Below are 26,560 nucleotides of genomic sequence, written 5' to 3'. Positions count from 1 at the left end.
CCTCGATGGGGGTGGCGGCGCGGCCGTTCCAGGCCGACCCCAGCACGTAGGGGCGGCGCGGGTTGCCCGCCTCGAAGCCGACCACGACCTGGCTGCCGACCTCCGGCAGGATCTGCAGCCCCTGCCCGTCGTCGGCGTAGGGGCTGCAGAGGGTGGCCCAGGCGCGTACGTCGCGGTCGCCGTCGTCGCCGAGCCACGGGTAGCGGACCTCGACGCGGCCGAGCTTGTCGGGATCGACCAGGTCGGTGACGATCGCTGGATAGACGCCGAAATAGGACGGTGCCGAGCCGTCGGGCACTGCCATCAGCTCACCTCGTTGAGTGTGGCCCGCTCCGCCTCGAAGCGGGTGCGCAGGCCGTGGACGTTGTCGAAGGCGTGGGTGACGCGGGTGACGTAGTAGCCGGGGCCCTCGAACGGGACGCCGACCCGCCGCAGGGTGAGGCGGCTGCCGACGATCATGTCCGGCGAGCCCCGGGTGGTGCCCGCGACGGTCACGAAGCGGCGCGCGCGGCGCAGCATCTCGGCGCGCGCCCAGGCGGCGGCCTCCTCGGAGGTCAGCGCGGCCTCGCGGACCCGGTAGGAGACGCTCTCCCCCAGCGCGCGGGCGACGAGCCGGGGGCCGGTGCGCCCGCCGGTGACCTCGGCCTCGACGGCGTCTGGGCCGGCCTCCTCGTGGATCACGGCTTCGCGCGCGGCGTCGTAGCCGGTGACGACGACGGCGTTGCGCTGGTGGGCGAGATCGGCGCAGAGCCTGACCGACAGCAGGTGGTCGCCGTGGACGAGGGTGAGCGAGGTGGCCTCGCGGCCGGCCCTGGCGCTCAGGTGCAGCTCGTCGCCGGTGCACCACAGCTCGGCCTGGATGAGGCGGGCCCGCTCGCGCAGGAAGGCGAGATCGCTCTGGTTGAGCTGCTGGACGACGTCGTAGCGGGGGCCGGCGGCGGTCGCGTCGGCCTTGAGGCCGTGCGCGTCGGCCAGCTCCCTGACGATGTCGGCGTCGGTCATGTCGCGATAAGTGCGCATGCGCCGGGTCATCCGCAGCCGCATCAGGGCGTCCTCGGCGTGCAGGACGACGATGGGCGGCTCGCCGTCGCCCAGCTCGGCCTCGATGGCCGAGACGACGCCGTCGAAGACGTAGCGCTGGGCGCCCTGCGCCCCGACGCTGACGCGCAGCCGCCGGCCGAAGTCCACCCGGTCGCCGTCGAGGTAGAGCAGCGGGCCCGGCGGCCCGGTGGCCTGCCCGCCGACTGCGGTGAAGTGACCGCGCAGCGTCCGCAGCCCCTGGACGTCCTCGCTGATCTCCAGCCGTACGCAGTCTCTGGCCAGCTCGCGCACGAGAGCGTCGCCGACGGTGAAGACCGGTGAGGCGGAGGCGAACAGCGGCTCGGTCATCGGCCGGGTCAGTCCTCGAACCGCGTGGCGCACACGCGCTCGGCCAGGCGTTCGGCCCGCCTGCGCAGCTCGTGCCAGCGTTCTTCGGCCGCCCATGGGCTCCCCGGCCCCTTGGGCTCGCCCTGGGCCCCCGCCCCGTCAGCCGGCACGACGTCGGAGTGCAGCTCTCCGATGTGGACGCTCATGACACGCTCCTCCCGCTCGTCACGCGATGGTGCCCGGCGGGGCGTCACGCCGGCGTTGCTCCCCGGCGGCGCAGGGCCGGCACCGCTGGGGAGCGGCCGCCGCCGGCTCGGCCGGTGTGGCGGTACGGGCGCGGGCCCGCAGCGGCACGGCCAGCCCGTACGTCTGCGCCCTCGGGTCGGGCCGGAGCTCGGCGCGCGCGGACCCGCCCGGCCCGGCCGTCCGGGACCCGGCGGCCGCCGGGGCGGGCGGCCGGGTGGTACCGAACGCCGCGCGGGCCGCGTCGGCCGCCCGCTCGGCGCGGTCCTGCGCGCTCCTGGCGGCGGCCCGGGCGAGCCCGCCCGCCTGCGTGAGGACGAACCCGGCGGACTCGGCCGCGGCGGGCGGCACCGGGCCCGCGAGTGCGTCGGGCGGTGTCGCCGCGAAGCCGGTCGCGCGCCCGGGCGACCCGCTCGACCGCAGCTCTGGCCCGATCTGCACCTGCGTCCCCGCGCGCAGGCCGAGCGGCGAGTCCAGGCCGTTCATCACCGACCGCCACGCGGCGGGATCTCCGCCGGCCCTGGTGGCGAGCTGCTGCGCGCTCTCGCCGTCGAGGGCCTCGACCACGGTGTCGGGGGTCGCGGTGCCGCTGCGGCCGGGGGCCGCTCCCGTGCCGCCGGGCGGGGTGGCGCCCTGCTGGGACCTGCGGGCCGGCTCGGTCTTGCCGGCCTCGAAGCTGGGGTCCTGCTCGGTGATCGCCAGGGTGAGCTTGGCCCGGAGCGGGACCCCCTGGGGATCGAAGAAGTCGATCTCCTCGGAGATCGACGTGACGATGCCCCTGAACTCGAAGCCGCCCCAGACGAACGCCATCGGCGGCGGCGCCTGGCCGTTCTTGCCCGGCCGGGCAAAGGCCAGGACCTGCTCGGTCAGCGTGCGCACGCCCTTGGCACCGCCCGCGTCGGCCAGCTCCGCGGTGTCGAACTCCAGCGAGAAGCCGAGGGTCGCGGGGTTCACGGACGGGTACTGCCGCTTCTGCGTACCAGTGGTCTTGCCGCCGGCGTCCTGGCTGTTGGGGTGCTGCAGGGTCAGCGTGGCGGGGTTGAACTGGACGGTGACGGAGCCGGCTTCGAGCCGGCGGTAGATGGGCTCGTGGTTCGGCCCCTCACCCTCCTTGCTCAGCGGATAGAGCCTGGCCTTGGCGGGTTCGGTCATCTCGTCACCAGTCGCAGTCCTTCGTGGGCGATGTGCATCTCCTCGATGGCGAGGTCGCCGGTCTTGGCGTTCAGAGCGGGCCCCGTCACCTTGAGCGGCAGGCCGCGCTCGAACGTCCAGACCGCCTGGATGGGCCGGCCGCGCCCGGCGCGGACCTCGATGCGCCCGTTGTAGCGCGGCACCGGCCGCACGCCCGCGACCATGCCCTGCAGCCACTGCCACAGCTCGGGCTGGACCTGGCCGTCGCCGTCTGTGGTGAACATGCCGCGTTTGAGCACGATGGGCTGCAGCTTGACCCGGCCGACCCGCTGGACCACGCCGTCGTTCCTGCCGCCTTCCGCGTACTCCTTGATCTCCGCGGCCAGCTCCAGTCCGGCGCACTCCTGGAAGGCGCCGTCGCACAACCGGTCGGAGGCGCCGGCGGGCCCTTCCCCGGCGCTCCGGTAGAGGGCGACGTCGAACCAGAAGGTCTGCACGACCCTGGCGTGGAAGGGGTCAGGCGCCGCCATCGGGGGCCTCCTCCACGCGTACGCCGCCGTCGCCGTCTCTCGACAGCCGCAGCACCAGGAACTCCATCGGCTCGGCCGGCGCGACCCCGATCTCGGCCACCAGCCGCCCCAGCTCCAGCGACTCCCTCGGGTTGAGCTCGTCGCCCGAGCGGACGAAGTAGGACTCCCGCTCGGTCTCCCCCGCGAACGCCCCGGCCCTGAACAGCCCGCGCAGGAACGTGTCGAGCACGTCGTTCAGCAGGGCGCGCAGCTCGGCCGTGTTCGGCTCGAAGACCAGGAACTGCGCCTGGCGCTCGATCGACAGCCGCAGCATGGTGAGCAGCCGCCGCACGCTGAGCTGCCGGTATTCGCGGCCGGTGTCGAGGGTGCGGGCGGAGGTCAGCCGGAAACCGTCGCGTTCCTGCCTGAACACGTTGACGCCCTGGTCGTACAGCAGGTCGTGCTCGTGGTCCGTCACCTGGTCCAGCCCCAGCACGGCGCCGAGCGCGGGCTCGTTGGCCGGGCCCCACAGCAGGCCGCGCCGCCGCTCGCGGGCGGCGATGATGCCGGCGGCGAACGCCGAGGGCGGCACGGGCACGCCGCGCCCGTCCTGGCCCTGGACCATGAGCCAGGGGTGGTAGGCGGCGGCGAAGGCGGAGCCGTACGGGGCCCGCCAGCGGGCGACGGCGCGCACGTCCAGGCCGGACGGGACGTCCAGGAGCGTGATGAAGCGCTGATGCCGCTCGGCCAGCGCCACCAGCCGGGACTGCCGCTCGGCCACCTCGGGGTCGGCGGGCTCCAGCAGCGGCGCCACCGGCCGGGGCCGCCGGTGGGCGGTCAGCACCGGTTCGGCGCAGGGGCCGGGGTCGCCGGTGATCTCGATCTCCGTCTCCTCCTCGGTGTAGGCCCAGAACAGGTCGGGCACGGACAACAGCCCCAGCTCGGGCACGGCGGCCAGCCGGGCCACGCCCCGGTGCTCGTACGGGTCGTCCAGCAAGAGGAGCTCGTCCCCCGGATCGAAGAAGGACTCGCGGCCGATCTCCCGGTAGCGGTCGGCGCCCGCCGTGACGAGCCGCGCGACGCGCGGCGCGAGCAGCGGCCCGGCGGGGCCGAGCGGCTGGTCCCGCCAGTCGCCCACCGGGATGATCAGGCGCGACTCCTCCTCGGCGACCCCGGCGACGTGCCGGCGGCCCTCAGGGGTCAGGGCGAGGTCGGTGAAGCGCTCGGCGCGCGGGAAGGCGCGGTCGCCGTCGTCCACGACGAGGGTGGCCGTCACCACCTCGGCCTCGGCTGGGCCGGGCAGCGGCCGGTCGAGCACCGCCGTACGCCGCTCGACCTCGCGCACCCGGCGCAGCTCCCCGTAGGCGCCCAGGCCGGGGCCGCGCACCCGCAGCAGGGTGCCCGGCCGCAGCGGGACGCCCGCGTCGAGGGGGACGCGCTCGCCCCGCGGGACGGCCAGGAAGCGGGCGCCGGCGGCATATTCCAGGCGGGCGGAGAGGGAGCTCCCCCAGACGCCCCAGTCGCGCGCGGTGAAGCGCGCGCCGCCGTCCAGCTCGAACAGCGCCCGCCCGGCCGGGTCGCCCGGACCGGCCCGCAGCACGTAGGCGCGCTCGCCGCCCTGCTCGAAGAAGGCGGAGACCGCGTACGGCAGCAGCCCCGGCCCCTCGAAACCGCCGAACCGCTGGCGGTAGTCGGTCCAGCTGGAGACCGGCACCGGCTCGTCGATCGGCCCCCGGGGCGCGATGCCGGCGAATCCGGCGATGTCCATGCGCACCCCGGACAGCGCCCGGCCGGGCCGCTCGGGCGTCCGGTACACGCCGGGCGCGCCCAGCCGCAGCCCGATCGTCACGGCGACCTGAACTCGATGCTCTCGGCCACCAGGTGCAGCTCCTCCATGACGACCTCGCCGCCGCCCTTGGCCGCGAGCGTGGGCCCGACCCACTTCTTGGGCTGCGCGCTCTCCAGCACCCATTCGCACACGGTGCCGGTGCGGGCCTCGTCCTGAAGGGCGATGGTCACGGTTCGCGGCTCGAAGCTGCCGTTTCGGGTCTCCCGCAGCCAGTCGAACAGCCGGGTGTCGCCGATCAGGCCGCGCTTGAGCGTGACGTCGTCGGTCGAGTTGACGTTGGCCACCTTCCGCACGTGGTTGGCGGCGTCGTTGCCGGAGCGGTACTCGGAGAACTTCACCTCGTTGCCGAGCCCGCTGACGTCGGAGAAGCCGCCGGATATCTGGGTCTCGTCCCAGGCGTCGCCGAGCTTCACCAGGAAGTTGAAAGCGCCGTAGGGGTTGTCACGCTGGGCCATGCTCTGCCTCCGTACTGATCAGCTGCGCTGGGCATCGGCGGTGTACTGGCCGATGCGGAAGATGACGAACTCGGCGGGGTAGGTGGGCGCCACCCCGATCAGGCAGATGAGCCGGCCGTTGTCGAGGTCGTTCTGGGTCATGGTGGTGCGGTCGCAGCGCACGAAGTAGGCCTCCTCGGGCCGGGTGCCCAGCAGCGCGCCGGTGCGCCAGGTGACCAGCAGGAAGTCCTCGATGGTCTGCCGGACCGAGGCCCACAGCCGCTCGTTGTTCGGCTCGAACACGGCCCACTGCGTGGCCTTGTCGATGGAGTGCTCCAGGTAGATGAACAGCCGCCGGACGTTGACGTACTTCCACTCCGGGTCCGAGCTCATCGTCCGCGCGCCCCAGACGCGGTTGCCGCGGCCCTCGAAGAAGCGCATGACGTTGACGCCTTCGGGGTTGAGCACCGCCTGCTGGCCGTAGGTGACGTTGCGCTCGAACCGGACGAGGCCGCGTACCACCTCGTTGGCGGGGGCCTTGTGCACGCCCCGCTCGGTGTCGCTGCGGGCGTAGATCCCCGCGACCGAGCCGGAGGGCGGCAGCAGCAGCCGGGGCGGCGGCGCGCCGGGCTCCGGGGGCGCGTTCGGATCGGTGATCTCCACCCAGGGGTAGTAGACGGCGGCGTATTTGCTGTCGAAGCCGGCCCTGAACTGGCGCACCTCCGAGACCGACGACTCGGGGGGCGGATCGACGACGGCCATCCGGTAGCGCAGCCGCTCGCAGTGGCCGAGCAGGTTGGAGACGGCCGTCGTGCGCTCGCCCTCCTCCAGCGTGGCGGCGTCCGGCATCGCCACGATGGCGATGTCGTCGATCTCGCCGAGCGCCTCAAGGCCGGTGGCGGGCTCGCGGGCGTCGGCGGGGTCGGCCTCCTTGCCGGTGAGGTCGGCGGCGGTCAGCGCGGCGCCGTCGGAGCCTCCGGCCAGGAACGTGGGCCGGGAGATCAGCCGGGTCAGCAGCTGCCCGGCCGTGGGCGGCTGCTGACCCGCCGCGGGCGGCACGGGCAGCAGGCAGACGAGCGAGAACTCGTCGGCCGGGTCGCGCGCCTGCAGCACGGTGAAGATCGACCGGGGGTGGCTCTCGTCCAGCTCCAGCTCGTTGTAGACGTCCGTACGGGTGCCCGCGCGGACGGTCACGGCCAGGCGGATGCGGTAGACCGCCTGGCCGGCGGCGACCGGCTCGACGGGGCCGCCGCGGCGCGGGGTCAGGCCGAGCCGGCCGCCCTCGCCCTCCGCCACGATGCGGACGTTGCCTTCCACGGGCGGCGTGGCGTCGCCGGGCGGCGTGCCGGACGGGCCGATCTCGACCAGGCAGCCGGGCCGCACCCCGGTCAGGGTGCCGCCGCGGACGATGTCGCGGCCCCGCCGGAACTCCACCTGGACGCTGATCTCCCGGCCGAAGGCGCCCGGCCAGCGGGCCCGCCAGCGGGCCAGCGCGGGGTCGCCGACGTCGAGGCGGGCGAAGCAGGCCTCCTGCTGGGCGGGGTCGAGCTGCCCGGCCTCCGTGCGCGGCCAGGGGAAGACGCGCGAGACGTAGAGTCGCCTGCCGCCGTTGGCGAAGAAGGAGCGGGCGGCGTGGGCCATGTAGTTGACCTGGTCGCCGCCGATCCGGCCGAGGTCGCCGAAGGCTCGCTCGAACTCGGTATAGCTGGTGACGAGCGGCGGCGTGACCAGCACGGGGTCGGCGACGGCGGGCAGGACGTAGGACACGGGTCCGTAGCGGGTGGGCCCGGCCATGCCGAACGTGCTGGTGGGGACGCCCTCGATCGATTTCGACCGAAAACTGGTCTCCTCCACGTAGACACCGGGCGTCAGGTATTCAGGCATGCGCGGACCTCCTCGGTCGCGATCTCAGGTGGGGAACGGGAACGGCAGCGGCTCGGCATGCAGCCGCCCCACGGAGATCCGCAGGGTCCTCGGCGGCGACGCCACGTAGCCGGGAGGAGGGATCTCCCCCCGGAGGAGCGGGGTGTCGGGAACGTCGGCACGCGGCACGGCCTCCTCGGGCACGCCCGATGGCGGCGGCCGGCGCGCTCGCACCCGCACGTCGAGTTCGATCACGGGCAGGTTCTCGACGTTGAGGCCCGCGTCGCCCAGCCCGGCGACGATGAGCAGGAACTCGCCCCGCTCGTCGCCGTGCGCCCGGCCCGCCACGGTCGGTGTGCCGGAGATCACCGCCTCCAGGCGGGCCCAGGGGACGGGCGCTCCCGCCGGCGTGCGCACGGTCCCCCGCACGGCGGTGGTGCCCCGGGGCAGCGGGTAGGCGCTGCCGGGCAGGAGCCAGGGGCGCAGCGTACGGGCCAGGACCGGGACGGGGGTGCCGGCCGTCTCGGCGTCCTCCAGCTCGCGCCGCCGCCACAGGGAGACCGTGAGCAGGCGCGGGACGTAGCGGCGCTGCGGGTCGCGCAGGAGGATCCGCAGCTCGGCGGCGCGCGGGGTGGGCCAGAGGTCGCGGCGCGAGTTGTGGCGCAGCACGAAGCGCCCGTGCCCGACCCCGTCCAGCGGCACGACCGGCCCGCCTGGAGGAGCGTGGGCCTCCGGCGGCGCGATCAGCCCGTCAGGGAGGGGTGGTGGGGTGCCGGGGAGCGGCAGGCCGGCCTCGACAGGGTGGCCGCTGGGGCGGCCGGTGACGGCGTCGATCGGCTCGATGCCGAGCGCGAGCCGGTGCGCCGTCCTCGTCTCCACGAACCTCGGCTGTGCGGTCATCGCCGGGCCGCCAGCCCCTGGCGCACCCCGACGGTGCCGACGCGGCCGGCGACCGGCTCGCGACGGCCGTCGACGCGGATGACCCTGGCCAGGTACGGCAGGCACAGCCGGAAGTCGGCGGTCAGCGCCTGGAAGGCGTCGCTGATGGAGTCGAGCGCCAGCTCGTCCGGCACCACGTGGATCGCGTCGCCCGGATCCCAGTCGCCGCTCGGGTGCAGCAGCGGGCCGGTGAGGGTCGGCTCGCTCTCCAGGATCCGCACCGCCAGGCCGAGCCATTCGAGCTCGAACTCCACGTTGTCGTCCCAGGCGGAGATCAGCATGTGCATGCGCAGCGGCAGCCGGGGGATGCCGTCTGCGCTGGCCACCGCCGACCAGCCCGCCCGGGTCTCCCGGTCGATGGACAGCCGGTAGCAGAACACCGAGACGGCCGGGAACTGGATGACGCCGCCCACCTTCCCGACCTGGTCGAGATCGTTGCTGCCGACGAGCACGGCCGACGGTCGGCGCGCCGAGCCCAGCTCCTCACCGATGCGTAGATTGAGCAGCCCCTTGATGCTGCGGCCCGCCGCGGCGAGCGCCTGGAACCCGGCCATGCAGCGATGCTCGGCGCCCGCCGTCACCGCACCGTCTCCACAGGTCAGCCCCGGCGACGGTGAGGTGACGCCGCAGGCCGGACACTCCTCGCGACAGCAACGGAGGAGGAGCGATGGCGGCCGCATACCGGACCGAGCCGGAACCCGAGCAAGAACAGACGATGAGCAAACCCTGCGCCGAGTGCGGGCTCGAGGAGCTGGACGACCTCAACTGCCGCACCCAGGGCATCATCCGCCAGGCGGAGCTGACGCAGGCGGCGGCCGAGACGTTGCGGCAGTTCCGCCAGAAGTACGACGGCGCGCGCTCCTCCTACGTCAAGGCCCGCGGCGAGGCGGCGCCGGTCGTGCAGGAGCTGGCCAAGAAGGCCGCCACCCTGATCAACAAGATCCGGTGCCTGCTGGAGGAGCAGGAGATCAAGAAGCTCGACCAGGCGTGGAAGCGGGTCGCCCAGGACCTCGCCGACTGCCCCGGGCTGACCGGGTGCTGCGTGCACGACCCCTGCGACTTCGACCTGAACGTCGAGAACGTGCCGCTGAAGGTCCTGGTCGAGCGCGAGGCCGACGTCAAGCGCCGTACCGACGCGGCGGTGGAGTGCTTCAAGGAGGTCGTCGAGGAGCCTGTGGCCCTGCCCCAGCGGGTGACCAAGCTGCAGGCGAAGATCGCCGCGATCGAGAGCGACCTGGGCGGCGAGACCAAGAGCAAGGAGGAGCTCCACCGCCTCTACGTCAGGGCCGTGGTGGCCGCCTTCGAGCTGCGCGACGCCCAGATCTGGCGGGGGTTCGCGAACGTGCACGCCTTCATGGACTGCCTGTGCAGGGGGCTGACCTGCGCGTTGCGCGGGCACCGGGCGCTGGCCGTCCTCGGCGGGGCGATCGCGACGCAGAAATGCCGGCAGGAGGCGCACAAGGCGTACTGCAAGCGCCTGCGGGAGGATCCCGTGGACGACGTCCTGACCCAGTACGCCAAGCTCACCCGGCTGGACGAGGACGCCGAGTGAGACGCCAAAGGCCGGACGTCATGAGGCGGTGATCGGCGCTCGCCGGCCTCCGGGTCGGCGAGGAGCCCGGCGGTAGGCAACGCGCAAGCCCCCAGGTCGGCGAGGAGTCCGGCCGTGGGCGGTCCGCAGGTCTACGGGCGTGTCGTGCGGCCGGTACCGGACAGCCCGCCGGGGCGTATAGGCAATCCAGCCGGACGGGACCACGATGGGCGGAGAGTCTCCAGGAAGGACGCCGCCATGTCCGTGCTGTCCACCAGACTTACCGCGAAGTACGCCACCCCGTACCCGTTCGCCTGCGCCGGGATGGCCTTCGTCGGCGAGACGCCCGATCTCGCCGCGGCGGTCACCAACGCGGGCGGCATCGGCGCGATCGGCGCCGGGCTCCTGCCTCCCGACCAGCTCCGCCAGGTCATCCGCGAGGTCAGAGGACGGACGGGAGATGCGCCGTTCAACGTCAACCTCATCACCTTCTTCAGCACCGCCGAGCAGGTCGAGGTGTGCGCCGAGGAGCGCGTGCCGATCGTCTCGTTCCACTGGGGCCATCCGCCGGCGGACCGGCTGAAGCCGCTGCACGAGGCCGGGGTGTCGGTATGGGAGCAGATCGGCTCCGCCGACGCGGCCCGGCTCGCCGTGGACGACGGGGCCGAGGTCGTCATCGCCCAGGGCTGGGAGGCCGGGGGCCACAACTACGGCGGCCTGCCGACCATGGTCGGCGTACCGGCCGTCGTGGACGCCGTGGGCGAGCGCGCGATGGTCCTGGCCGCCGGCGGGATCACGGACGGGCGGCAGGTCGCCGCCGCCCTGTGCCTGGGGGCGGACGGGGTGTGGGTCGGGACCCGGATGGTCGCCTCGCGCGAGGCCCATGTGCATCCCGAGCATCACCGGCGGCTGGTCGCCGCCGCGGGGGACGACTCGGTGCTCACGTCGATCTTCGGGCCGGAGTTCCCCCGGTTCAACCCGATGCGCCTTCAGCGCAACCGCGTGGTGTCGGAGTGGGACGACAGGCTCGCGGAGATCCCGGCCGATCTCGGCTCCCTGGAACGGGTCGGCAGCACGGTCGTCCAGGGCGAGGAGACGGCGATGCGCAAGTTCGGCCTGCTGCTGCCGGTCCCGAAGACGGAGGCCGACTGGGAGGAGATGCCCTGGCTGATGGGGCAGGGCGTCGGCCTGGTCCACGACATCCAGCCGGCCGCGGAGATCGTCAGGGACATGATGGAGCAGGCCGAGCGGGTGCTGACCGGCTTCCGAGCCTGACCGGGCCCGGCCGGCGCCGTCGTGGAGGAACGGTGATCGGGCCGCGGACCGTACGGAAAGCCGTGATCTCCGCCGCTGCGGCCCCCGAAGCAGTACGACTAGGGTCATTCGCATGAAACCTGCGGATATCTCCCTTCTGCATGCCCTCGGCGCACCGACGATCTCGCCCGACGGGAAGCATGCGGTCGTTGCCGTGACCCGGCCCGACCTCGAAGCCGACGAGTACCGCGGCGGCCTCTGGCTGGTCCCGACGGACGGCTCCGCCGAGCCGCGCCGGCTGACCAGAGGTCCGCGCGACGAGGAGCCCGCGTACTCTCCCGACGGCGCCTGGCTGGCCTTCACCCGCGGCGGCGACGGCGCCAAGCCGCAGCTCTACGTGATGCCCACCGGCGGCGGGGAGCCGTGGAAGGTCAGCGACCAGCCGCTCGGCGTCAGCGAGCCGGTGTGGAGCCCTGACTCGCGACACCTGGCCTTCGTCGCGCGCGTGCCCGAGGACGGCCGGTACGGCGAGGCCAAACCGGACAAGGAACGGCCGCGCCGGATCACCGGCTTCAAGTACCGGCTGGACAACCTGGGCTTCTTCCTCGACCGGCGCGCGCACGTCTTCGTCGTCGACGCCTTCGCCGAGCAGCCCTCGCCCACCCAGATCACCGAGGGTGACTTCGACCACAGCGGGCTCGCCTGGAGCCCGGACGGCGCGCTGCTGGCGTTCGTGGCCGCCCGCCACGACGAGCGCGACAGCACGCTGACCAACGACGTGTGGGTGAGCGCTCCCGACGGCTCGGACCTGCGCCGCGTGACCGCCACCGACCAGGCGGTGGCCGCGCCGCGGTTCACCCCGGACGGCGACGCCCTGTGCTTCCTCGGCGCCGAGGCCGGCCCCGAGGGCCGTCACGTGGTCGCCAGGAACTTCGGGCTCTGGCTGGTGCCGCTCGCCGGCGGCGCGGCCCGCCGCCTCACCGACGAGGAGCGCTTCCACCTCCCCACCGCCCGATACGTCCCCACCCACGACGGCGTGCTCGTCACCGTGGAGAACCGGGGCGCCATCGACCTGCTGCTCGTCCCGTACGCGGGCACGGAGCCCGGCGTCCTGATCAACGGCCCGCGCGAGGTCACCGCCGTCGCCCACGCCGCGGACGTCACCGTCGCGGCCGTCGCCGGCCCCCGCACCCCCGGCGAGCTGGTCGCCCTCCACGACGGCAAGGAGATCACCCTCACCTCCTTCGGCGACGGCCTCGACGTCCTGCCCATCGAGGAGGTCACCGGCACGGCCCCGGACGGCTACCCCGTGCACGGCTGGATCGTCCGGCCCGCCGGTGAGGGGCCGCACCCCGTACTCCTCATGATCCACGGCGGCCCCTTCACCCAGTACGGCTGGCACGTCTTCGACGAGGCCCAGGTCTACGCCTCGGCCGGGTACGCGGTCGTCATGGGCAACCCGCGCGGCTCCTCCGGCTACGGCCAGGCGCACGGCCGGCACATCATCGGCGACGTCGGCCGCCTGTCGGCACTCGACCTGCTGGCGCTGCTCGACGCCGCACTGGCCGGCGGGGGCCTGGACGCCTCCCGCGCCGGAGTGCTCGGCGGCTCGCACGGCGGCTTCATGACCACGTGGCTGGCAGCGCACCACGGCGACCGGTTCAAGGCGGCGATCAGCGAGCGCGCGGTCAACGCGATCGACAGCTTCCACGGGAGCAGCGACATCGGGTGGTCGTTCGCGCGCGACCTGTACGGCGACGACCCGGCGCGCTGGGTGGAGCAGAGCCCTCTGACGCACGCCGACCAGATCGCCAAGCCGTTCATGATCATCCACTCGGAGCACGACTGGCGGTGCCCGGTGGAGCAGGCGCAGCGGTTGTTCGTCAAGCTTCAGCTGCAGGGGGTGGAGACGGAGCTGCTGCTGTTCCCCGGAGAGGGGCACGAGCTGTCCCGCGCGGGGCTCCCCAGCCATCGGGTGGCCCGCTTCGAGGCCATCCTCGACTGGTGGGGACGGCACCTGTAGGGCGGCGGTGGCGTTCACTTGCGGCTGAGCACGCGAGCCACGCCGGCGGCGATGGTGGTGACCAGCACCCAGCCGGCCACCATGAGCAGGTAGGACAGCCACTGGCTCGGACCGGCGGCATTGAACGCGCGCTGCTGGCCTAGGTCTCCGATGGGCAGGAGCAGGTCGAGTGTGTAGACGACGGCGTTGAACGGGGGAGCTTCTGCGGGCTTGACCGCCACCGGAGGGGAGAGCCCGTAGACCACGCTTCCTGCGATGAGGAAGGCCAGGAGCCAACTCACCGCCCGCCAGGGCTGATAGCCGTACCCCACCGTCACATCCTGGGCATGACTCCAGATGCGACCGGCGGCGGGCTGGGCGGCACGGTACTCCCGCTCCTTCCGCAGCAGGACTCGACGGGCGTCCGCGTCGTTGCCCACACTCGTGTAATAGGCGGCGAGCTGTTCGAAGGGTTGCGGTTGGAACGAGCCCTCGTTTCGGGCGAGCCAGGCCAGCCGTTTCTCTACGGTCGCGTTTTCCCGTGGCTGCAGCGTGTCGTATACGAAGCCGTTGAGTTTCAGTACGGCAGGCCACGTCGATGGGTCGTCGCGGAGCACGTTCACCTGGGCGTGCTGGAGGTTCACGTTGCCCTGGGCCTGCTCGGCGAACAGCAGGTCCAGGTAGCGGGCCTGCATCCCCTCAGCACGCAGCGCCGTGTCGGTGCCGTTGCGCAAGACAGCATCGCCGAACAGGATGTTGTCCCCCACATGGGCACCGCTGAGTCGAACTTCGCCGTCGAAGACTGTGCGTTCGGCGAACAGATCGGCTCCGACCCTGAGACGGGAGCCGCGGAAGGCGATCTGCTTCCCGGCAGCGGACACCCTTGCGTTTCGCAGGTAGACGCGGGCGCCGATACGGGCGGTGAGCAGGTTGAATCCTCCCGTGGCGTGCACCTCCGACAGAACCAGGGAATCGCCGACCTCAAGAGCCTCGGCATCGAGCGCGATACGATCCGGGCCGGCGTTCAGCCCAGCGCCGGTCAGATCGGCGGTGCCGGATATGCGGGCGTTGCGTAAGCAGAGCACGCCGGTGACCCGCAGGTCTTCCCCAGCGTCGAGCCGGGCGATTCGCGCATCCGTCAGATCGAGCGCCAGGTCGTCGGGTGCGGAAAGGCTTGCGTTCCGTAGCGTGAGGTGGGACAACTCCACCCCGATGGCCCTGATGGCACCGATCGCTCGAAAGCCACCGCTGCAGAACACTCCACCACGACAGCGCAGGCCACCGAGACGGAGCGCGTAGCCGCCTGGGGAGTGCAACTCGGCCCCCCAGAAGCCGATCGAGCCGGACACGTCACCGTTGTGCATCCGGAACGTCCCCTTGATCACCAAGTTCTCGGCCCACAGCCGTCCCGACAGATGAACGTTGTCGGCGATGAATCCCACGTCTCCGTGCCCGTCGATGGTGGCGCCGTCCATACGCAGGGAGCCGCCGATCCGCGCATCCGTTAGATGAACAGGACCGTCGACGATGCACTCCGCCAGGAGCAGTCCGACGTCAACCCGCAGGCCCTCCCCACGTAGTCCAGGGAACGTGCTTCCGCTGACATCCAGGAACGGGAGCGCGGCCCCGGTCAGATCGAGGGGCGTGTCAAAGGCACAATTTCGGAACTGCAGTGGAACGGCGACGCCGACGTGGGACAGGCTCAGCCCGCCGGTGATCTCGGCACCAGTGACCCGCACGCCGTATCGGCCGGCCGGTCCCGGCGGTGTCGCAGCGAGCAGCATGTGCCGTATGAAGTCGGCTCTGATGATTCGGTCGGGGGACGACTTGCTGTCGGCCGCGGCGGGCCGTACAGGGCGGAGGTCGAGGGACTCGCCGTTCTTGTATGCGTCCCGAAGCCGTTCTTCTGCCGCAGATAAGTGCTGCATATCGACGAAGTATGGAGGGAACGAACGGAGTCATCGCATCGCCGCTCCGCCATACTTCACGCCCTCACGCCGGCAGACGACCGAGGACGCTCGGGCCAGCTGCCCAGAGTCACAATCATGATCCGCAAGCTCGAAGCCACCGGCCACATCAGCCGCAGACCTGCCCGCGCACCGCAGGCCGCGGCCCGCTTCACCATCGCCGGCGAGCTCGCCAGGGAACGCGGCGCCCCGACGACCCTGGAGCTCGCGGCCGACGCCTCCCGCTGGGGAGCGTGAGCGGCGGGGGCGCTGCTCATCGGACCGGCCTGCCCGGTGGCCGATGAGCAGCGGATCGTCCCGTGGCTCAGGTGGTGCCGGAGACGACCGGGCCGCACGAACCCGGGAGGATGTAGCTGTCGCTGTAGTCCCCCAGGCAGGTGTAGAACGCGATCGACTGGCCCTCGGCGACATCGCCGAACGAACGCTCGGTGCACTTTCCCGCACCGCTCGTGTGCCACTTGTTCGGCTTGGCGCTGGTGCCGATGTCGGTGACCACCACGATCGACCACCCATCGGCGGACCGGTCGCAGACCCACATCTTGTCGCCGTCGGCCACCCAGCGGCCGAAGCCGGAGCCCCAGCCGTCTCCGGTGTAGCAGCCGTAGGCCGTGCAGGCGTCCGGTATGGCGGCCAGGGCCTGACCGAGAGGTTGCTGCGTCTGGCTTTGGCCGTCTCCTTCCGGCGCGGTCGGCTCCGGTGTGGTCGGCTCCGGTGTGGTCGGCTCCGGTGTGGTCGGCTCCGTGGCGGTCGGCTCCGGTGCCGGGTCCTGGGCGAGGGTGTGTGCTGGTGCCGCGGAGACGCCCAGGGCAGCCTGCGCTCCGCCCAGCACCAGGACGCTGGAGAGCACGGTGCCGAGGATGAGCAGTACGGCAGATGACCGGTTCATCTAGCCCTTTCTCCTTTCGTTGCGGAGCTTGAACATCGCGCCGAGTCTGAGCCCCACCGTGTTGAGCATCCGCTGAAGATTTGTTGAGGCCACTCGTCGCCGGGTCATCGCGATCTATAACCTGGTCTGCATGAGCGCGGAAACCGAGCTCGTCCGGCGTGGCTACGACGCCCTGTCGTACCGCTATCGCAGTGACGACGCCGACGCCGACGCCGACGAGTACGCCCTCTTGCTCGAGATGCTCCGATCCCGCCTGCCCGCCCGGGCATCCGTGCTCGACCTCGGCTGCGGCTGCGGCGTCCCGGTCGCGCGGTCACTCGCCGCGGCCGGGCATGAGGTGACGGGGGTCGACATCAGCGACGTGCAGATCCAGCGGGCGCGCCGCCTCGTTCCCAACGCGACCTTCGTCCGCGCCGACGCCATGACCCTCGATCTGCCGGCCGCCGGCTTCGACGCGGTCATATGCCTCTACGCCCTCATCCACATGCCTCTTGAGCAGCAGCCCGTTCTCATCGAGCGCATCGCCACCTGGCTGCGCCCTTCGGGCCGGTTGCTGATCACCACCGGCTGGGAGGCCTGGACCGGCGCCGAAGCCAACTGGCTCGGAGGCACCGCGCCCATGTGGTGGAGCCACGCCGACGCCGCCACCTACCAGTCGTGGCTGCGGGGGGCCGGGTTGGAGGTCACCTCCCAGGAGTTCGTCCCGGAGGGCGACAGCGGGCACGCCTTGTTCTGGGCCCGCAAGCCGGCTGACTGATCCGGCCGGCCATCGTGCGCGACCGCCCGGCCGGTGGTCATCGCGGCGGTCGTCAATCTCGTGGCGCGGACGTCTCGCCAGGGGTTGGGGTGCTCGGCCGCAGCGGCTCCGGCGTGACCAGCAGCCTGATCACGCCCTCGCTCTGCGGCTCGGCCGCCCACACGAGCCAGTCCCGGCCGACGGCGTCCGGGGCGACAGGTTCGTACGACAGATGGAACAGGCCCTTCTTCCCGTCGATGAAGTTGATCTCCGGATTGCCCGGGTCAGCTCGTACCTGCTGGAAAACGACCTCCAGGCCGCGCCGGCGGATCTCGCCGAGCACCTGGCGCACGGAACGATCCTCCACCTGGACGCCCTCGAGCATCTCGCCGGCGTCGGTGGCGTGGGCCGCCGCCTGGTAGCGCTCTCCGTGCGCGGCGGGCCGGCCGAGCTGGGCGCGTACGCGGCCCTCGAACCCGACGGGGACGCGGAACGTCAGGTGGCAGCCGGGCTGCCCGGCCCTGCAGCCCTCGGGTTCGAGGCCGCCGCCGAACTCGCCGGACGGCGGCGTGCCCGCGGCAAGGACCAGGTCGCCGACCCTCGTGGGCGAGGCCGGCACGAGCTGGAGCTCGACGTTCAACCCCACGGCGCCGAACGCCTCAGCGTACTTCTGGTAGTCGGCCAGCGGGTCCTTGATCCTGGCCACCCACTCGCCGCCCTCCTGCCTGACGTCGATGGCCGCGTTGGCGTACGAGGTCGCGTTCCCCGGCGGCAGTGCCGTGACGGCCAGGGCGACGGCCACCAGCACCGCAGTCACCGGCGCGCCCACCAGCAGCCGGCGCAGCACCACCCGTGGGCGGGAGCGGCTGGGCGGCTCCTCCGGCCGCCAGCCGATGGCCAGCGCCAGTTCGTCGGGGTCGTGCAGCGGGACCTGCGACCTCATCCGCCGCAACAGCTCGGTCTCATTCATCAGCGGCTCCTCCAAGCGCGTCGCGTACCTTCGTCCGGGCCCTGTTCAGCCGCGAGCGCACGGTGCCCACGGGGATGTCCAGCACGTCGGCGACCTGCTGGTAGCTCAGCTCGCCCCACGCCGTCAGCAGCAGGACGTCGCGGTCGCCCTTGCGCAGCCCCGCCAGCGCGGCGGCCAGGCGCGGGGTCTCCGCGGCGGCGCTGACCTGCTCGTCCACCATGTCGGCATGGCTCTCCAGCACGGGGTCCACGCCGGTCCGCGCGAGCGCGCGGTACATGCGCAGCTCGGAACGGTAGTGCCGGCGGATCAGGTTGGTGGCGATCTGCCACAGCCACGGCCGCACGTCGCCCCGGGCGGGGTCGTAGCCGGCCCGCGCCTTGAAGGCCGTGTGGAACGTCTCCGCCACGATGTCGTCGGCGAGGTCGCCACCGAGGCGGCGGGCGGCATAGCGGTGCAGCGGCGGGGCGTGCCGGCGAAACAGCTCGCCGAACCATCGGGGATCTCCCAGGGACCGCGCGACCAGCAGCGCGTCATCCGTCTCGTCGTCGAGCACGTCAGCTGGGCTCATGGATGTCCTTCTCGCCGTACTCACGGTTCACATCCGTTATTAGCCCGATGCGGCGGCAGGAGTTCACGGGTGCCGGGACGCTTCCGGCCGGACGCCGCCGACTCGGTGTCCGCCTCGCCTCCGAGCAGGGCGGCACCGCCTGTGCCGAGGCACTCAGGGCGCTGACGTAGCTCCGTGCTCAGCGGCCGGTGGTGCCGTCGAGCTGTTCGCGGAGGATGTCCGCGTGTCCGGCGTGCCGGGCGGTTTCGCTCGTCATGTGGGCGATGACCCATCGGAGCGTGTGCCGGTTGCCGTCGACCGGCACGGCGAAGCGCGCGTCCGGGCCCCCGGCGGCGCGGATCGCGCGGTCGCTGTCCTCGATCGCCGCCCGGTAGTCCCGCAGCACGTCGGCGGCGGTGCGGGAGGGTGGGACGGCCATGCCGTGCTCCCCGTCCGCGGACCAGGCGGCCCCGGCGAGGTGGTGGCCGAACCAGTACCGCTCCGCCTCCGCCAGGTGCTGGACGAGGCCCAGGATGGAGGTGCCGCTGGCGACCAGGACGCGGCGCAGCTGCTCGTCGGACAGCCCACCGGCCTTCTTCAGCACGCAGTGCCGGGCGAACGACAGGAACGCCATGGCGGTGTCGAGCTCACCCGCGTCTACGCGTGGCACCGGCTCCCGCTGGGTCTCCGCCATGCCACCACGGTAACGCGGACGCGGGCGGGCCACCGGCGCGCTGCAACCGGCTGGTCCCCCAGGAGCTCATGACGAAGAACCCGTCGTGGGCCGAACACGCGCCGGGAGGCCGGTCGAAGGTGGGGACGGAGGGGATCGGCGGGGTGAGGCCGGCCGGGAAGTCCGAGCCGCCCGCCTGGAACAGGACCCCCTCCAGGATCTGCCCGGCGCCGGGGACCTCGACGCCGCGTCTGCCGTCCGGCGCGCGAACGGGTCTCGTGCCCTCGGGCCACACGGGAAAGAACGTCCTGAACCGGTTCGTCGGGTTGTCTTCCCGTTGAACGACCAGGCAGGACTCGCTCTCCACCCACCGGAGCCGGCCGGTCAACGGCATCAGGTTGGAGTAGAAGGGCCCCCGATAGACGACGATGGCCGGGTCGGTGCCGACGACGGCATGGCAGGTGCGATCGGACGGGCACGGCGAGGGCGGCGGGACCGCCCCGGTGGAAGGGGCGCTTCGGCCGGCGGTGCAGGCGGTCAGGGTCGCGGCCACGGCGAGCATTGCCGCGATGTCCCGCAGTCGCCTCATCGGAGCCGACCTTCCGGTCATGGAGCCGGCTGGACCGCACCGAAGGTATCGCGGCCGAGCTGGCCCGAGCCGGCCGGACGCTGCGTCGCGGCGGAGCTGGCCCGGTCGCCGCCGTCAGGGGAGGAACTCGCCCCACATGGGCAGCGGATCTCCCTTCACCCAAGGTCTCGCGACCCCCAACCAGGCACCGCGTTCCACGTCGCCCAGGACCTCGCGGACGGGGCAGTCCAGATGGAAGCGAAGCTCCTCGTCCTCCCCTTCGCGCCAGTCCGGCCAGGGTCGCTCCCACGTGGCGCCCTCCTCCGGCCGGGCAGAGTTGATCGGAAGCCCGGCGGCGAGGAAGGCGCGGTGGTCGTTGGCGAACTCGACGCCGTGTTCCGCCTCGATCTGGGCGAACTCCCGGTCGGTCAGACCCGGCCTGATCTCACAGACCCCGGACAACGCCAGGCGTCGGGCGGCTTCCCGCCCGAGATCGACCGCCGCTGGATGCAGCACGCCGTGCACCTTACCGAGTGGCCTGCCATTGTCAATCGCACGTCTTCCGGTCCGGGTCGCAGAGTTTGACCTCGGGGTAGCGTGGCGACGGCTTGTCCAGCAGGGGTTGCGGCTGGTGACGCAGGTGCAGGTCGAGGAAGGCCCGGACGTACGTGCGGGTGATCTCTGTGGAGCGGGCCGCGGTCAGATCGCCCGGGATGGGGATGCCGAGCGGGCCCGCCAGCAGGGGAACGTCGGTGAAGGACTGGTGATCCGCGCCGGGCAGCGCGAGCCAGCGTTTCCAGCCGGTCAGGAGGTTCCAGTCGCGCTCCCACGAGTTGTCGCGGCCTCCCAGCAGGTGGCCGGCCGAGCCCATGAACAGGAACGGCCGCGACAGCCCGCTCTTCGGGATCCGGGCGTACGTGGTGCCGTCCATGTCGATCCCCGCCCGTATCCGGGGGTCCGCCAGCATCGCGGCCACCGCGCCGGCTCCGCCGATCGACTGGCCGGCCATGGCGATCTCGGAGGTGTCGATCAGGGAGGAGCCCGGCCACTTCGCCTTCGGCCCGGTCAGCTGGTCGAGGACGAAGGAGACGTCGGCTGCCCGGACCCCGGCCACCTTCGTGCCGAAGCCGAAGTCCGAGTCGCTGTCGCAGGCGACGCAGTCGGCGACCCGCCCGCCGGGGAAGGTCGTGGCGTAGTTCTCGTAGGTGTGGTCGACGCCGGCCACCACGTACCCGCTGCTGGCCAGGTCCTCGGCCAGCGAGGTGAGCGTGCTGCGGGGCATGGTGAACCCCGGGGAGAGCACCACCAGCGGCAGGCTGCCCTTGCGCCCGGCCGGTCTCGCGTCGCTGAAGGCGTTGGTACGTGTCTTGCTCAGCAGGTCGTACGACGTGGTGGCCACCCTCTTGCCCTTCAGGAGGAGCTCCGACTCCTTCGGCGTCATGTAGGGGGCCCGCTGCCCCGCACGTGCCCGCGTCGGATACCACAGGGTGACCATGAGCTCCCTGGCCTGGTCCTCGGGCACCCAGGGGTCGGGGCGGCCGGTGTCCTTCAGCTGCAGGACGGTGGTCCCGACCGGGTGCTCGCCGATGGGCGCGGGCAGGATCGGGGTCCCGGTGGCGGCCGACGGGCGGGCGGTCGCGGCGGACCGGGGAGGAATGGGCGTGGAGCAGGCGGCCGCGGCGAGGACGACCAGCCCGGCGGCGGCGACCAGGCCGCGACGCGCCTTGGTGGCATGACTCATGAAGCAGTCCGTCCTTTCTGTGGGACGACCTGACGGCAAGGGATGGGCCCGGATCACCCGGGCCGCAGGGTCGGGGCTCTGGCCAGCTGCAGGGATCACCCGGGCAGCAGGGTCAGGGCTCTGGCCAGTGCGGGGTCGCGCCCGGCGGCGGCGTCCTGCGGGGTCAGCGGCACGTGGTGGTCGGGCGCCACGCCGATCCGGTCGATCTCCTCCTGGTCGGGCGCCAGGTGGTGCAGCGACGGGAAACTCAGCATGACGCCGTTGCCGAGGCGGTACGGCTGGGCGGGGCCGGCGACGATGCCCGCGGTACGCGTACCGACCAGCTGACCGAGGCGGAGATCCTTGACGGCGGCGCTGAAGTGCTCGCACGCCGAGGCGCAGCCGCGGTCGGTGAGCACCACCAGGGGCAGGTCGAGCAGCGCGACGCTGTCGTCGGTCCGCATGGTCTGGCAGGTCCCGTTCACGGCGCACTGGTACGCGGTCACCTTGCCGTGGGCGAACGCGCTCAGCAGCCGGGTCGCCTCAACGGGGCTGCCGCCGGTGTTGCCGCGCAGGTCCAGCAGCACGCCGGTGAGCGTCCGGCCGGTCCCCAGCCTGGAGATCGCCCTGAACACCCGGTCCGCGGCGTCGGGCGCGAACCCGCGGAGCCGCACGTAGGCGACGCCGCCCCGCAGCAGCTTCGGCGTCACCGCCTGCATGGTGGCCGGGTCGGGCTGGAACAGGCCGGGCTTCAGCGTCACGCTCCAGCGGCGGCCGGTGTCCTGCCGCAGCAGCCGGAGCCGGACCGGAGCGGCCTGCGGGTACTGCGGGTAGAGCGCGATGACCGCGGCCGGGGTGACGTCTCCGTCGATGAAGGGGGCCGATCCGTCGACCGACTCGATGACGTCGCCGGGGCGCAGGCCGGCGGTCTCCGCCGCTCCGCCCTGGACGGCCGTGACGAACAGCGGGGGCAGGGCGGCTCCCGGGTTGGCGTTCACCTCGGGGCCGGCGCTGGCCTTGAGGCCCAGGCCGTACAGGTCGCCGTCGTAGTAGCCGGGCGGCCGCCGGCCGCCGCGAAGCCAGCGGGCATGGTTGTCCCCCAGGCTGGCCACGATGGCCTCCAGGGTGGCGGCGGCCAGCTTCTCCTGCAGGTCGGCCTGGCCCGGCAGCCCGCCGGTGACCTGCCGGTAGACCGCCTCGAACGCGGCCCAGTCGGCCTTGCGGTCACCGGTCAGCGCCGGCATCGTGGCGTCGGGCAGGTCGCGCCCGCTGCGGTTGAGCTCCTGCGTGAAGGCGATGAATCCCGCGGTCAGCAGCGAGCGGGTGTCCAGCGTCGATCCGCTGTAGTAGTTGGCGAGGATACAGAGGTAGGCCTGCTCGATCACGTCGATCGTGGTGGGCGTCTCCGGCGGTGTGGCGGCGCCCCCCTCGGGCGACGCGCAGGCGGGAGATCCGGTGCCAGCCGTCGCGCCGGGCAGGCTGCGCGGCGGCGTCTGGCCCGTGCAGGCGACCGCCATGAGGAGGACGAGCCCCGCCGTCACGGCCTTGACGGTCATGACAGTCGCCTTCTGATCCACCGGAAGCAGAGGCCGGCGAGGCCGAGCGTGAGGAGGGAGTAGAACCCGGTCTCGATCCACTGGAAGGGCCAGAACCGCTCGAAGGGCTGGTAGGTCGCCCCTTGCCGGTAGCCCAGCCGGTTGATCTCGGCGATGCACCCGTCGAAGCCCTGCCGGCCCTGCGGCTCTATCGCGGACGGTGCGCAGGGTCCGGAGGTCATGGACACCTGGACGGGCCCGCCGGTGACGTCGCCGATCGGGCGTCCGGACGGATCGAGCAGGCGGCTGGACAGGACCCAGGCACCCACGTGGCCGGGGATGGCCTGCTCCAGCATCAGTCGCGGAGACGAAGCGCCGTGAGGCATGCCGAACGAGTCCACGTTCGCCGGGTTGAGCTCGAAGGTCGAGGTGATCGGAGGGAGCAGGTGGGGCCGTACCGTCAGCGGCAGGAGGATCTGGAGTGCGGCGAAGATGGCCAGGGTGAGGGCCATGGCGGGCAGGGTGCGGCGGACGAGCATCCCCACGGTCACGCCGAGGACGAAGGCGAAGGCCGCGTACCCCATGGGCGCGATACCGCGCGCGCTGAACACCAGGGGGTCCATCAGCCCGAAGCCCGGTGCGGCGGACTGGTCCAGCGGGCCGGACCACCAGGTCACGGCGAGGCTGCACAGCCCGGCGGCGGCCACGGTGGCCAGGCCGGTGACGGTGAGTTTGACGGCCAGCCAGCGGGTGCGGGTGATGCTCTGGTTCCAGACCAGCAGGTGGGTGCCGGTCTCCAGCTCGCGGGCGATCAGCGGCGCCCCCCAGAAGAGCCCGATCAGGCCCGGCAGGACCAGCACGATGACGGTGGCCCCCAGGAAGGCCATCTGGTACTCGTCGAAGAACCTGTCGAAGAAGCGCGTGCAGTCGGCGTTCTGGGTGCAGGAGGTGATCCCGGTGGCGTAGCCGGAGGCCAGGCCCGGGCCGGTCAGTGCCAGGACGGCGGCGAGCCCGGCCAGCAGGACGGCCATCATCGCGGCCGCGCCGCGGAGCTGGCGCCAGGTCAGCCAGATCATCGCTGCACCTCCAGGTCGGCGGCGGACTTGTCCATGTACGCCAGGGCGAGGTCTTCCAGGCTGAGCAGGCTGACCGTCCAGGCGGGGTCCAGGATCGGGGCTTCGGTGCGGACGATGATGGTGCTCTGCCGGTCGGTGTGGCGGGCGGAGACGACCTCCTGGTCGGCGGGCAGCCGGGCGGGGTCGCGGCGCGGGCCGGTGAGCCGGTGATGGGTGGCCAGGAGCTTGTCGACCTCTCCCGTCACCAGGACGCGCGAGTCGACCAGCACGATCAGGAAGTCACACGTCCGTTCCAGGTCGGAGATCAGATGGGAGGAGAGCACCACGCTGAGCTCGTGCTCCGCGACGGCCTCCATCAGGCCCTGCAGGAACTCGCGGCGGGCGAGCGGGTCGAGCGCGGCGACCGGCTCGTCCAGGATCAGCAGCTCCGGCCGTTTGGCCAGGCCCAGGGTGAGCGCGAGCTGGGCGCGCTGGCCGCCCGAGAGCTTGCCCGCCCGGTGCGCGGGATCGAGGCCGAGCTGCCCGATGCGTTCCCGGGCGAGCGCGGCGTCCCACCCGGGGTTGAGCCTGGCTCCTAATCGCAGGTGGTCGGCCACGCTCAGCCCCCCGTACACGGGGGTGTCCTGGGCGACGAACCCGACCTTGGCCAGTTGCGCCGGACCGCTCGCGGGCCGGCCGCCGAGGACGGTGATGTCGCCCGACGTCGGCGCCAGCTGGCCGCCGGCCAGCTTCAGCAGCGTGGTCTTGCCGGCGCCGTTCGGGCCGACCAGCCCGACGACGTGCCCGGCCGGAATGTCGATGGTGCAGTCTCTCAACGCCCATCGCTTGCCGTACTTCTTGCCCAGTTCCCGGGCCTGTAGGACAGCGGTCACGCTACGTCCTCCTGAGAGGCGGTCCGAAAGGTGGTCACGGACGGGGCCTCGATGCTTCCGTCGTCGAGGGGTGATCGCCGGCAGTGCCGCCACGTCCGTCCGGATGGAGCTCGATCACTAAAGCTCCATTTATCTAGCTTCCTAGCACTTTAGGATCATGGCCGTCAGCTGGCGGTTAACGAATGCCGTGCCACCTCCCGGCGCTGTCGCTTCTGTACAAGACTCGAACGCGTCTTCCCATCTAGCCTCGTGGCGATCCCGATGGACTGAGGAGCAACACAATGGGCAAGATCATCTCCAGCTTCTTCATCTCCCTGGACGGCGTCGTCGAGTCGCCGGACCAGTGGCACTTCCCGTACTGGAACGACGAGATGGGCGCCATGGTCGAGGCGGGCATGCAGAGCGCGGCGGGTTTCCTGATGGGCCGCAAGCTGTACGACGAGTGGTCCTCCTACTGGACGACGACCGACCAGGACCAGGACGCCGCCAGGGCACTCAACAACGCTCAGAAGTGGGTGGTGTCGAACAGCCTGCAGAAGGCGGACTGGGCCAACACCACGATCGTCTCCGGCGACGTCGCGGCCCGGCTGCGCGAGCTCAAGGAGCAGGTCGAGGGGGACATCCAGATGTCCGGCTCGGCCACGACCGTGCGCTGGCTGCTGGCCAACGGGCTGATCGACGAGCTGGCCCTGCTCGTGCACCCGATCGCCGTCGGCCATGGCCGGAGGCTGTTCGAGGACACCCCGACCTACCCGCTGAAGCTGGTCAGGTCCGAGACGTTCGAGACCGGCGTGCTCAACCTGACCTACGCCCCGGTCGTGGCCTCGTGACGGGCGGTCAGAGCTTGCCGAGCCCGCGGGCCAGGATGGCGGCGGTCTTCGCGATGGCCTGGTTGTCGGTGGGCAGGCCCGCGGAGCGGTTGGTGTAGATCGCCATGATGATGGGCGCGGCGCCCTTGCCCGGCCAGATGACGGCGATGTCGTTGCCGCCGCCGAACCCGTCGGAGTTGGTGCCGGTCTTGTCGCCGATCGTCCAGGTCTTGGGCAGTCCGGCGCGGATGCGCTCGTCGCCGGTCCTGTTCGCCAGCAGCCAGGCGTTGAGCTGCTCGCGGTCCTTGTCGTGCAGCGCCTGTCCGGTCGTGAGCACGCGCAGGTCGGCGCTGATGGCCGCGGGCGTGGTGGTGTCGCGCACGTCCTTCGGCGTCCAGTCGTTGAGCTCGGGGTGCCAGCGGTCCATCCGCGAGGCCGAGTCCTTCAGCGTACGGAAATACCTCGTCAGGCCCGCGGGACCGCCGATCTGCTTGAGCAGCAGGTTGGACGCGGTGCCGTCGCTCCGGGTGACGGCCGCCGCGCACAGCCGGCCGACCGTCAGACCGTCCTTGACGTGCTTCTCGGTGACGGGCGAGTTGGGCTTCATGTCGGCGGCCGTCCACTTGACGACCCTGCCCATCAGGCCGGGCGCGGAGGTACGGGCCTTCTGCAGCACGGCCGCGCAGAGGGGCGCCTTGAACGTGGACAGCATCGGGAAGCGCTCACCCGCCCGGTAGGCCACCGTCTTACCGGTGGCCGTGTCGATGGCGTACGCGCCGATGCGGCCCTTGAAGGAGACCTCCAGCTTGCGCAGGTCCTTCCTGGCCCGGGCCTCCCCTTCGGAGACCGCCGCCGAGGCGGTGCCGCCGGCCAGGAAGGAGATCGCCAGGGCGGTCGCGGCCGCGAGCCGGGAGTAACGCATGTCGGATCCTTGCTGATCGCCTGTCTGAGCTCAGGAGCGAGCCAAGCAGATGTGATCAGCCGCTGTCTAATAGCGATCTCGGGCGTCCGCCGATATCGATTTCCCTATGAAGGCAGGTCAGGCGGGTCGCGCGCGGGCCGCGGTGAAGCGGTTGCT

Annotated in this window: 28 protein-coding genes; 6 read left to right on the top strand and 22 right to left on the bottom strand. The window is 72.2% G+C overall.

Going from position 1 to position 26,560, the window contains the following annotated elements; genetic code table 11:
* The 10 genes from ETD85_RS11640 to ETD85_RS11600 all read right to left on the bottom strand — a co-directional run.
* On the bottom strand, positions 1-304 hold a 304-nt coding region (locus tag ETD85_RS11640), incomplete at its 3' end, for a phage baseplate assembly protein V (RefSeq protein ID WP_206058247.1).
* The gene (locus tag ETD85_RS11635) at positions 304-1,389 is read right to left on the bottom strand and encodes a phage late control D family protein (RefSeq protein WP_138689665.1); all 1,086 of its coding nucleotides are present in this window, start codon (positions 1,387-1,389) and stop codon (positions 304-306) included. The genes ETD85_RS11640 and ETD85_RS11635, both read right to left, overlap by 1 nt.
* Positions 1,390-1,397: 8 nt before the next feature.
* On the bottom strand, positions 1,398-1,574 hold the full coding sequence (locus tag ETD85_RS63035; protein ID WP_170246629.1) for a hypothetical protein: 177 nt from the start codon (positions 1,572-1,574) through the stop codon (positions 1,398-1,400).
* 19 nt (positions 1,575-1,593) lie between these two features.
* Complete coding sequence (locus ETD85_RS11630; RefSeq protein ID WP_138689664.1) at positions 1,594-2,763, bottom strand: CIS tube protein; 1,170 nt, start codon at positions 2,761-2,763, stop codon at positions 1,594-1,596.
* Positions 2,760-3,272 carry a phage tail protein gene (locus tag ETD85_RS11625; protein ID WP_138689663.1) on the bottom strand — a complete coding sequence of 171 codons (513 nt, stop codon included), beginning with the start codon at positions 3,270-3,272 and terminating at the stop codon, positions 2,760-2,762. The genes ETD85_RS11630 and ETD85_RS11625 overlap by 4 nt, the downstream gene beginning before the upstream one ends.
* Positions 3,259-5,100 (bottom strand): phage tail sheath family protein, encoded by a 1,842-nt coding sequence (locus ETD85_RS11620; RefSeq protein WP_170246628.1) that lies wholly within the window; start codon positions 5,098-5,100, stop codon positions 3,259-3,261. The genes ETD85_RS11625 and ETD85_RS11620 overlap by 14 nt, the downstream gene beginning before the upstream one ends.
* Positions 5,097-5,555 carry a phage tail protein gene (locus ETD85_RS11615; RefSeq protein WP_138689661.1) on the bottom strand — a complete coding sequence of 153 codons (459 nt, stop codon included), beginning with the start codon at positions 5,553-5,555 and terminating at the stop codon, positions 5,097-5,099. Before ETD85_RS11615 ends, ETD85_RS11620 begins: the two co-directional genes overlap by 4 nt.
* A gap of 18 nt (positions 5,556-5,573) precedes the next feature.
* Positions 5,574-7,418 (bottom strand): phage tail sheath family protein, encoded by a 1,845-nt coding sequence (locus tag ETD85_RS11610; protein ID WP_138689660.1) that lies wholly within the window; start codon positions 7,416-7,418, stop codon positions 5,574-5,576.
* Between the two features lie 24 nt (positions 7,419-7,442).
* Positions 7,443-8,297: a carboxypeptidase regulatory-like domain-containing protein gene (locus ETD85_RS11605; protein WP_138689659.1), complete on the bottom strand. Its 855-nt coding sequence runs from the start codon at positions 8,295-8,297 to the stop codon at positions 7,443-7,445.
* Positions 8,294-8,917 (bottom strand): Pvc16 family protein, encoded by a 624-nt coding sequence (locus ETD85_RS11600; protein ID WP_170246627.1) that lies wholly within the window; start codon positions 8,915-8,917, stop codon positions 8,294-8,296. The genes ETD85_RS11605 and ETD85_RS11600 overlap by 4 nt, the downstream gene beginning before the upstream one ends.
* Before the next feature lie 134 nt (positions 8,918-9,051).
* Here ETD85_RS11600 and ETD85_RS11595 point away from each other — a divergent pair, with 134 nt between their 5' ends.
* From ETD85_RS11595 to ETD85_RS11585, 3 genes are all read left to right on the top strand, one after another.
* Positions 9,052-9,888, top strand: a complete 837-nt coding sequence (locus ETD85_RS11595; RefSeq protein WP_138689657.1) for a hypothetical protein — start codon at positions 9,052-9,054, stop codon at positions 9,886-9,888.
* A gap of 237 nt (positions 9,889-10,125) precedes the next feature.
* Positions 10,126-11,142, top strand: coding sequence for an NAD(P)H-dependent flavin oxidoreductase (locus tag ETD85_RS11590; protein WP_138689656.1), 1,017 nt, complete (start codon positions 10,126-10,128; stop codon positions 11,140-11,142).
* A 112-nt stretch (positions 11,143-11,254) separates the two neighbouring features.
* Positions 11,255-13,144 carry a S9 family peptidase gene (locus ETD85_RS11585; RefSeq protein ID WP_138689655.1) on the top strand — a complete coding sequence of 630 codons (1,890 nt, stop codon included), beginning with the start codon at positions 11,255-11,257 and terminating at the stop codon, positions 13,142-13,144.
* A gap of 14 nt (positions 13,145-13,158) precedes the next feature.
* On the opposite strand, the gene ETD85_RS11580 is transcribed toward ETD85_RS11585, so the two are convergent.
* On the bottom strand, positions 13,159-14,907 hold the full coding sequence (locus tag ETD85_RS11580) for a hypothetical protein (RefSeq protein WP_138689654.1): 1,749 nt from the start codon (positions 14,905-14,907) through the stop codon (positions 13,159-13,161).
* A 261-nt stretch (positions 14,908-15,168) separates the two neighbouring features.
* Between ETD85_RS11580 and ETD85_RS63030 the strand changes: the two genes are divergently transcribed.
* Positions 15,169-15,327, top strand: a complete 159-nt coding sequence (locus ETD85_RS63030) for a hypothetical protein (protein ID WP_170246626.1) — start codon at positions 15,169-15,171, stop codon at positions 15,325-15,327.
* A gap of 67 nt (positions 15,328-15,394) precedes the next feature.
* Here the strand turns inward: ETD85_RS63030 and ETD85_RS11575 are convergent, their stop codons facing one another.
* Positions 15,395-15,976, bottom strand: coding sequence for a hypothetical protein (locus tag ETD85_RS11575; protein WP_138689653.1), 582 nt, complete (start codon positions 15,974-15,976; stop codon positions 15,395-15,397).
* A 130-nt stretch (positions 15,977-16,106) separates the two neighbouring features.
* On the opposite strand from ETD85_RS11575, the gene ETD85_RS11570 reads away from it, so the two are divergent.
* Positions 16,107-16,733, top strand: coding sequence for a class I SAM-dependent methyltransferase (locus ETD85_RS11570; RefSeq protein WP_138689652.1), 627 nt, complete (start codon positions 16,107-16,109; stop codon positions 16,731-16,733).
* Positions 16,734-16,785: 52 nt separating this feature from the next.
* Here ETD85_RS11570 and ETD85_RS11565 read toward each other — a convergent pair whose 3' ends face one another.
* From ETD85_RS11565 to ETD85_RS11525, 9 genes are all read right to left on the bottom strand, one after another.
* Entirely contained in the window at positions 16,786-17,682 is an 897-nt protein-coding gene (locus tag ETD85_RS11565) for a hypothetical protein (RefSeq protein ID WP_138689651.1), read from the bottom strand.
* A complete protein-coding gene (locus tag ETD85_RS11560; RefSeq protein WP_206058246.1) occupies positions 17,675-18,250 on the bottom strand; it encodes an RNA polymerase sigma factor in 576 nt (191 codons plus the stop codon). Before ETD85_RS11560 ends, ETD85_RS11565 begins: the two co-directional genes overlap by 8 nt.
* A gap of 178 nt (positions 18,251-18,428) precedes the next feature.
* Positions 18,429-18,923: a DinB family protein gene (locus ETD85_RS11555; RefSeq protein WP_138689650.1), complete on the bottom strand. Its 495-nt coding sequence runs from the start codon at positions 18,921-18,923 to the stop codon at positions 18,429-18,431.
* Positions 18,877-19,491, bottom strand: coding sequence for a hypothetical protein (locus tag ETD85_RS11550; protein WP_138689649.1), 615 nt, complete (start codon positions 19,489-19,491; stop codon positions 18,877-18,879). The genes ETD85_RS11555 and ETD85_RS11550 overlap by 47 nt, the downstream gene beginning before the upstream one ends.
* A 114-nt stretch (positions 19,492-19,605) precedes the next feature.
* Complete coding sequence (locus ETD85_RS11545) at positions 19,606-19,986, bottom strand: hypothetical protein (RefSeq protein WP_138689648.1); 381 nt, start codon at positions 19,984-19,986, stop codon at positions 19,606-19,608.
* Between the two features lie 31 nt (positions 19,987-20,017).
* Entirely contained in the window at positions 20,018-21,211 is a 1,194-nt protein-coding gene (locus ETD85_RS11540) for an alpha/beta hydrolase family protein (protein ID WP_138689647.1), read from the bottom strand.
* A 95-nt stretch (positions 21,212-21,306) separates the two neighbouring features.
* Positions 21,307-22,746 (bottom strand): S41 family peptidase, encoded by a 1,440-nt coding sequence (locus ETD85_RS11535; protein ID WP_138689646.1) that lies wholly within the window; start codon positions 22,744-22,746, stop codon positions 21,307-21,309.
* Positions 22,743-23,801: an ABC-2 transporter permease gene (locus ETD85_RS11530; RefSeq protein WP_138689645.1), complete on the bottom strand. Its 1,059-nt coding sequence runs from the start codon at positions 23,799-23,801 to the stop codon at positions 22,743-22,745. Before ETD85_RS11530 ends, ETD85_RS11535 begins: the two co-directional genes overlap by 4 nt.
* Positions 23,798-24,673, bottom strand: coding sequence for an ABC transporter ATP-binding protein (locus tag ETD85_RS11525; RefSeq protein WP_138689644.1), 876 nt, complete (start codon positions 24,671-24,673; stop codon positions 23,798-23,800). Before ETD85_RS11525 ends, ETD85_RS11530 begins: the two co-directional genes overlap by 4 nt.
* Before the next feature lie 281 nt (positions 24,674-24,954).
* Here ETD85_RS11525 and ETD85_RS11520 point away from each other — a divergent pair, with 281 nt between their 5' ends.
* Positions 24,955-25,503, top strand: coding sequence for a dihydrofolate reductase family protein (locus ETD85_RS11520; protein ID WP_138689643.1), 549 nt, complete (start codon positions 24,955-24,957; stop codon positions 25,501-25,503).
* A gap of 7 nt (positions 25,504-25,510) precedes the next feature.
* Here ETD85_RS11520 and bla read toward each other — a convergent pair whose 3' ends face one another.
* The gene (bla, locus tag ETD85_RS11515; protein ID WP_138689642.1) at positions 25,511-26,404 is read right to left on the bottom strand and encodes a class A beta-lactamase; all 894 of its coding nucleotides are present in this window, start codon (positions 26,402-26,404) and stop codon (positions 25,511-25,513) included.
* Positions 26,405-26,560: the final 156 nt, after the last annotated feature.

Origin of the sequence: Nonomuraea zeae, from assembly GCF_005889725.1 — a bacterium.
Taxonomy (GTDB): domain Bacteria; phylum Actinomycetota; class Actinomycetes; order Streptosporangiales; family Streptosporangiaceae; genus Nonomuraea; species Nonomuraea zeae.
Note: the sequence above shows the minus strand (reverse complement) of the source record. Positions and strands in the feature narration are given on the sequence as shown.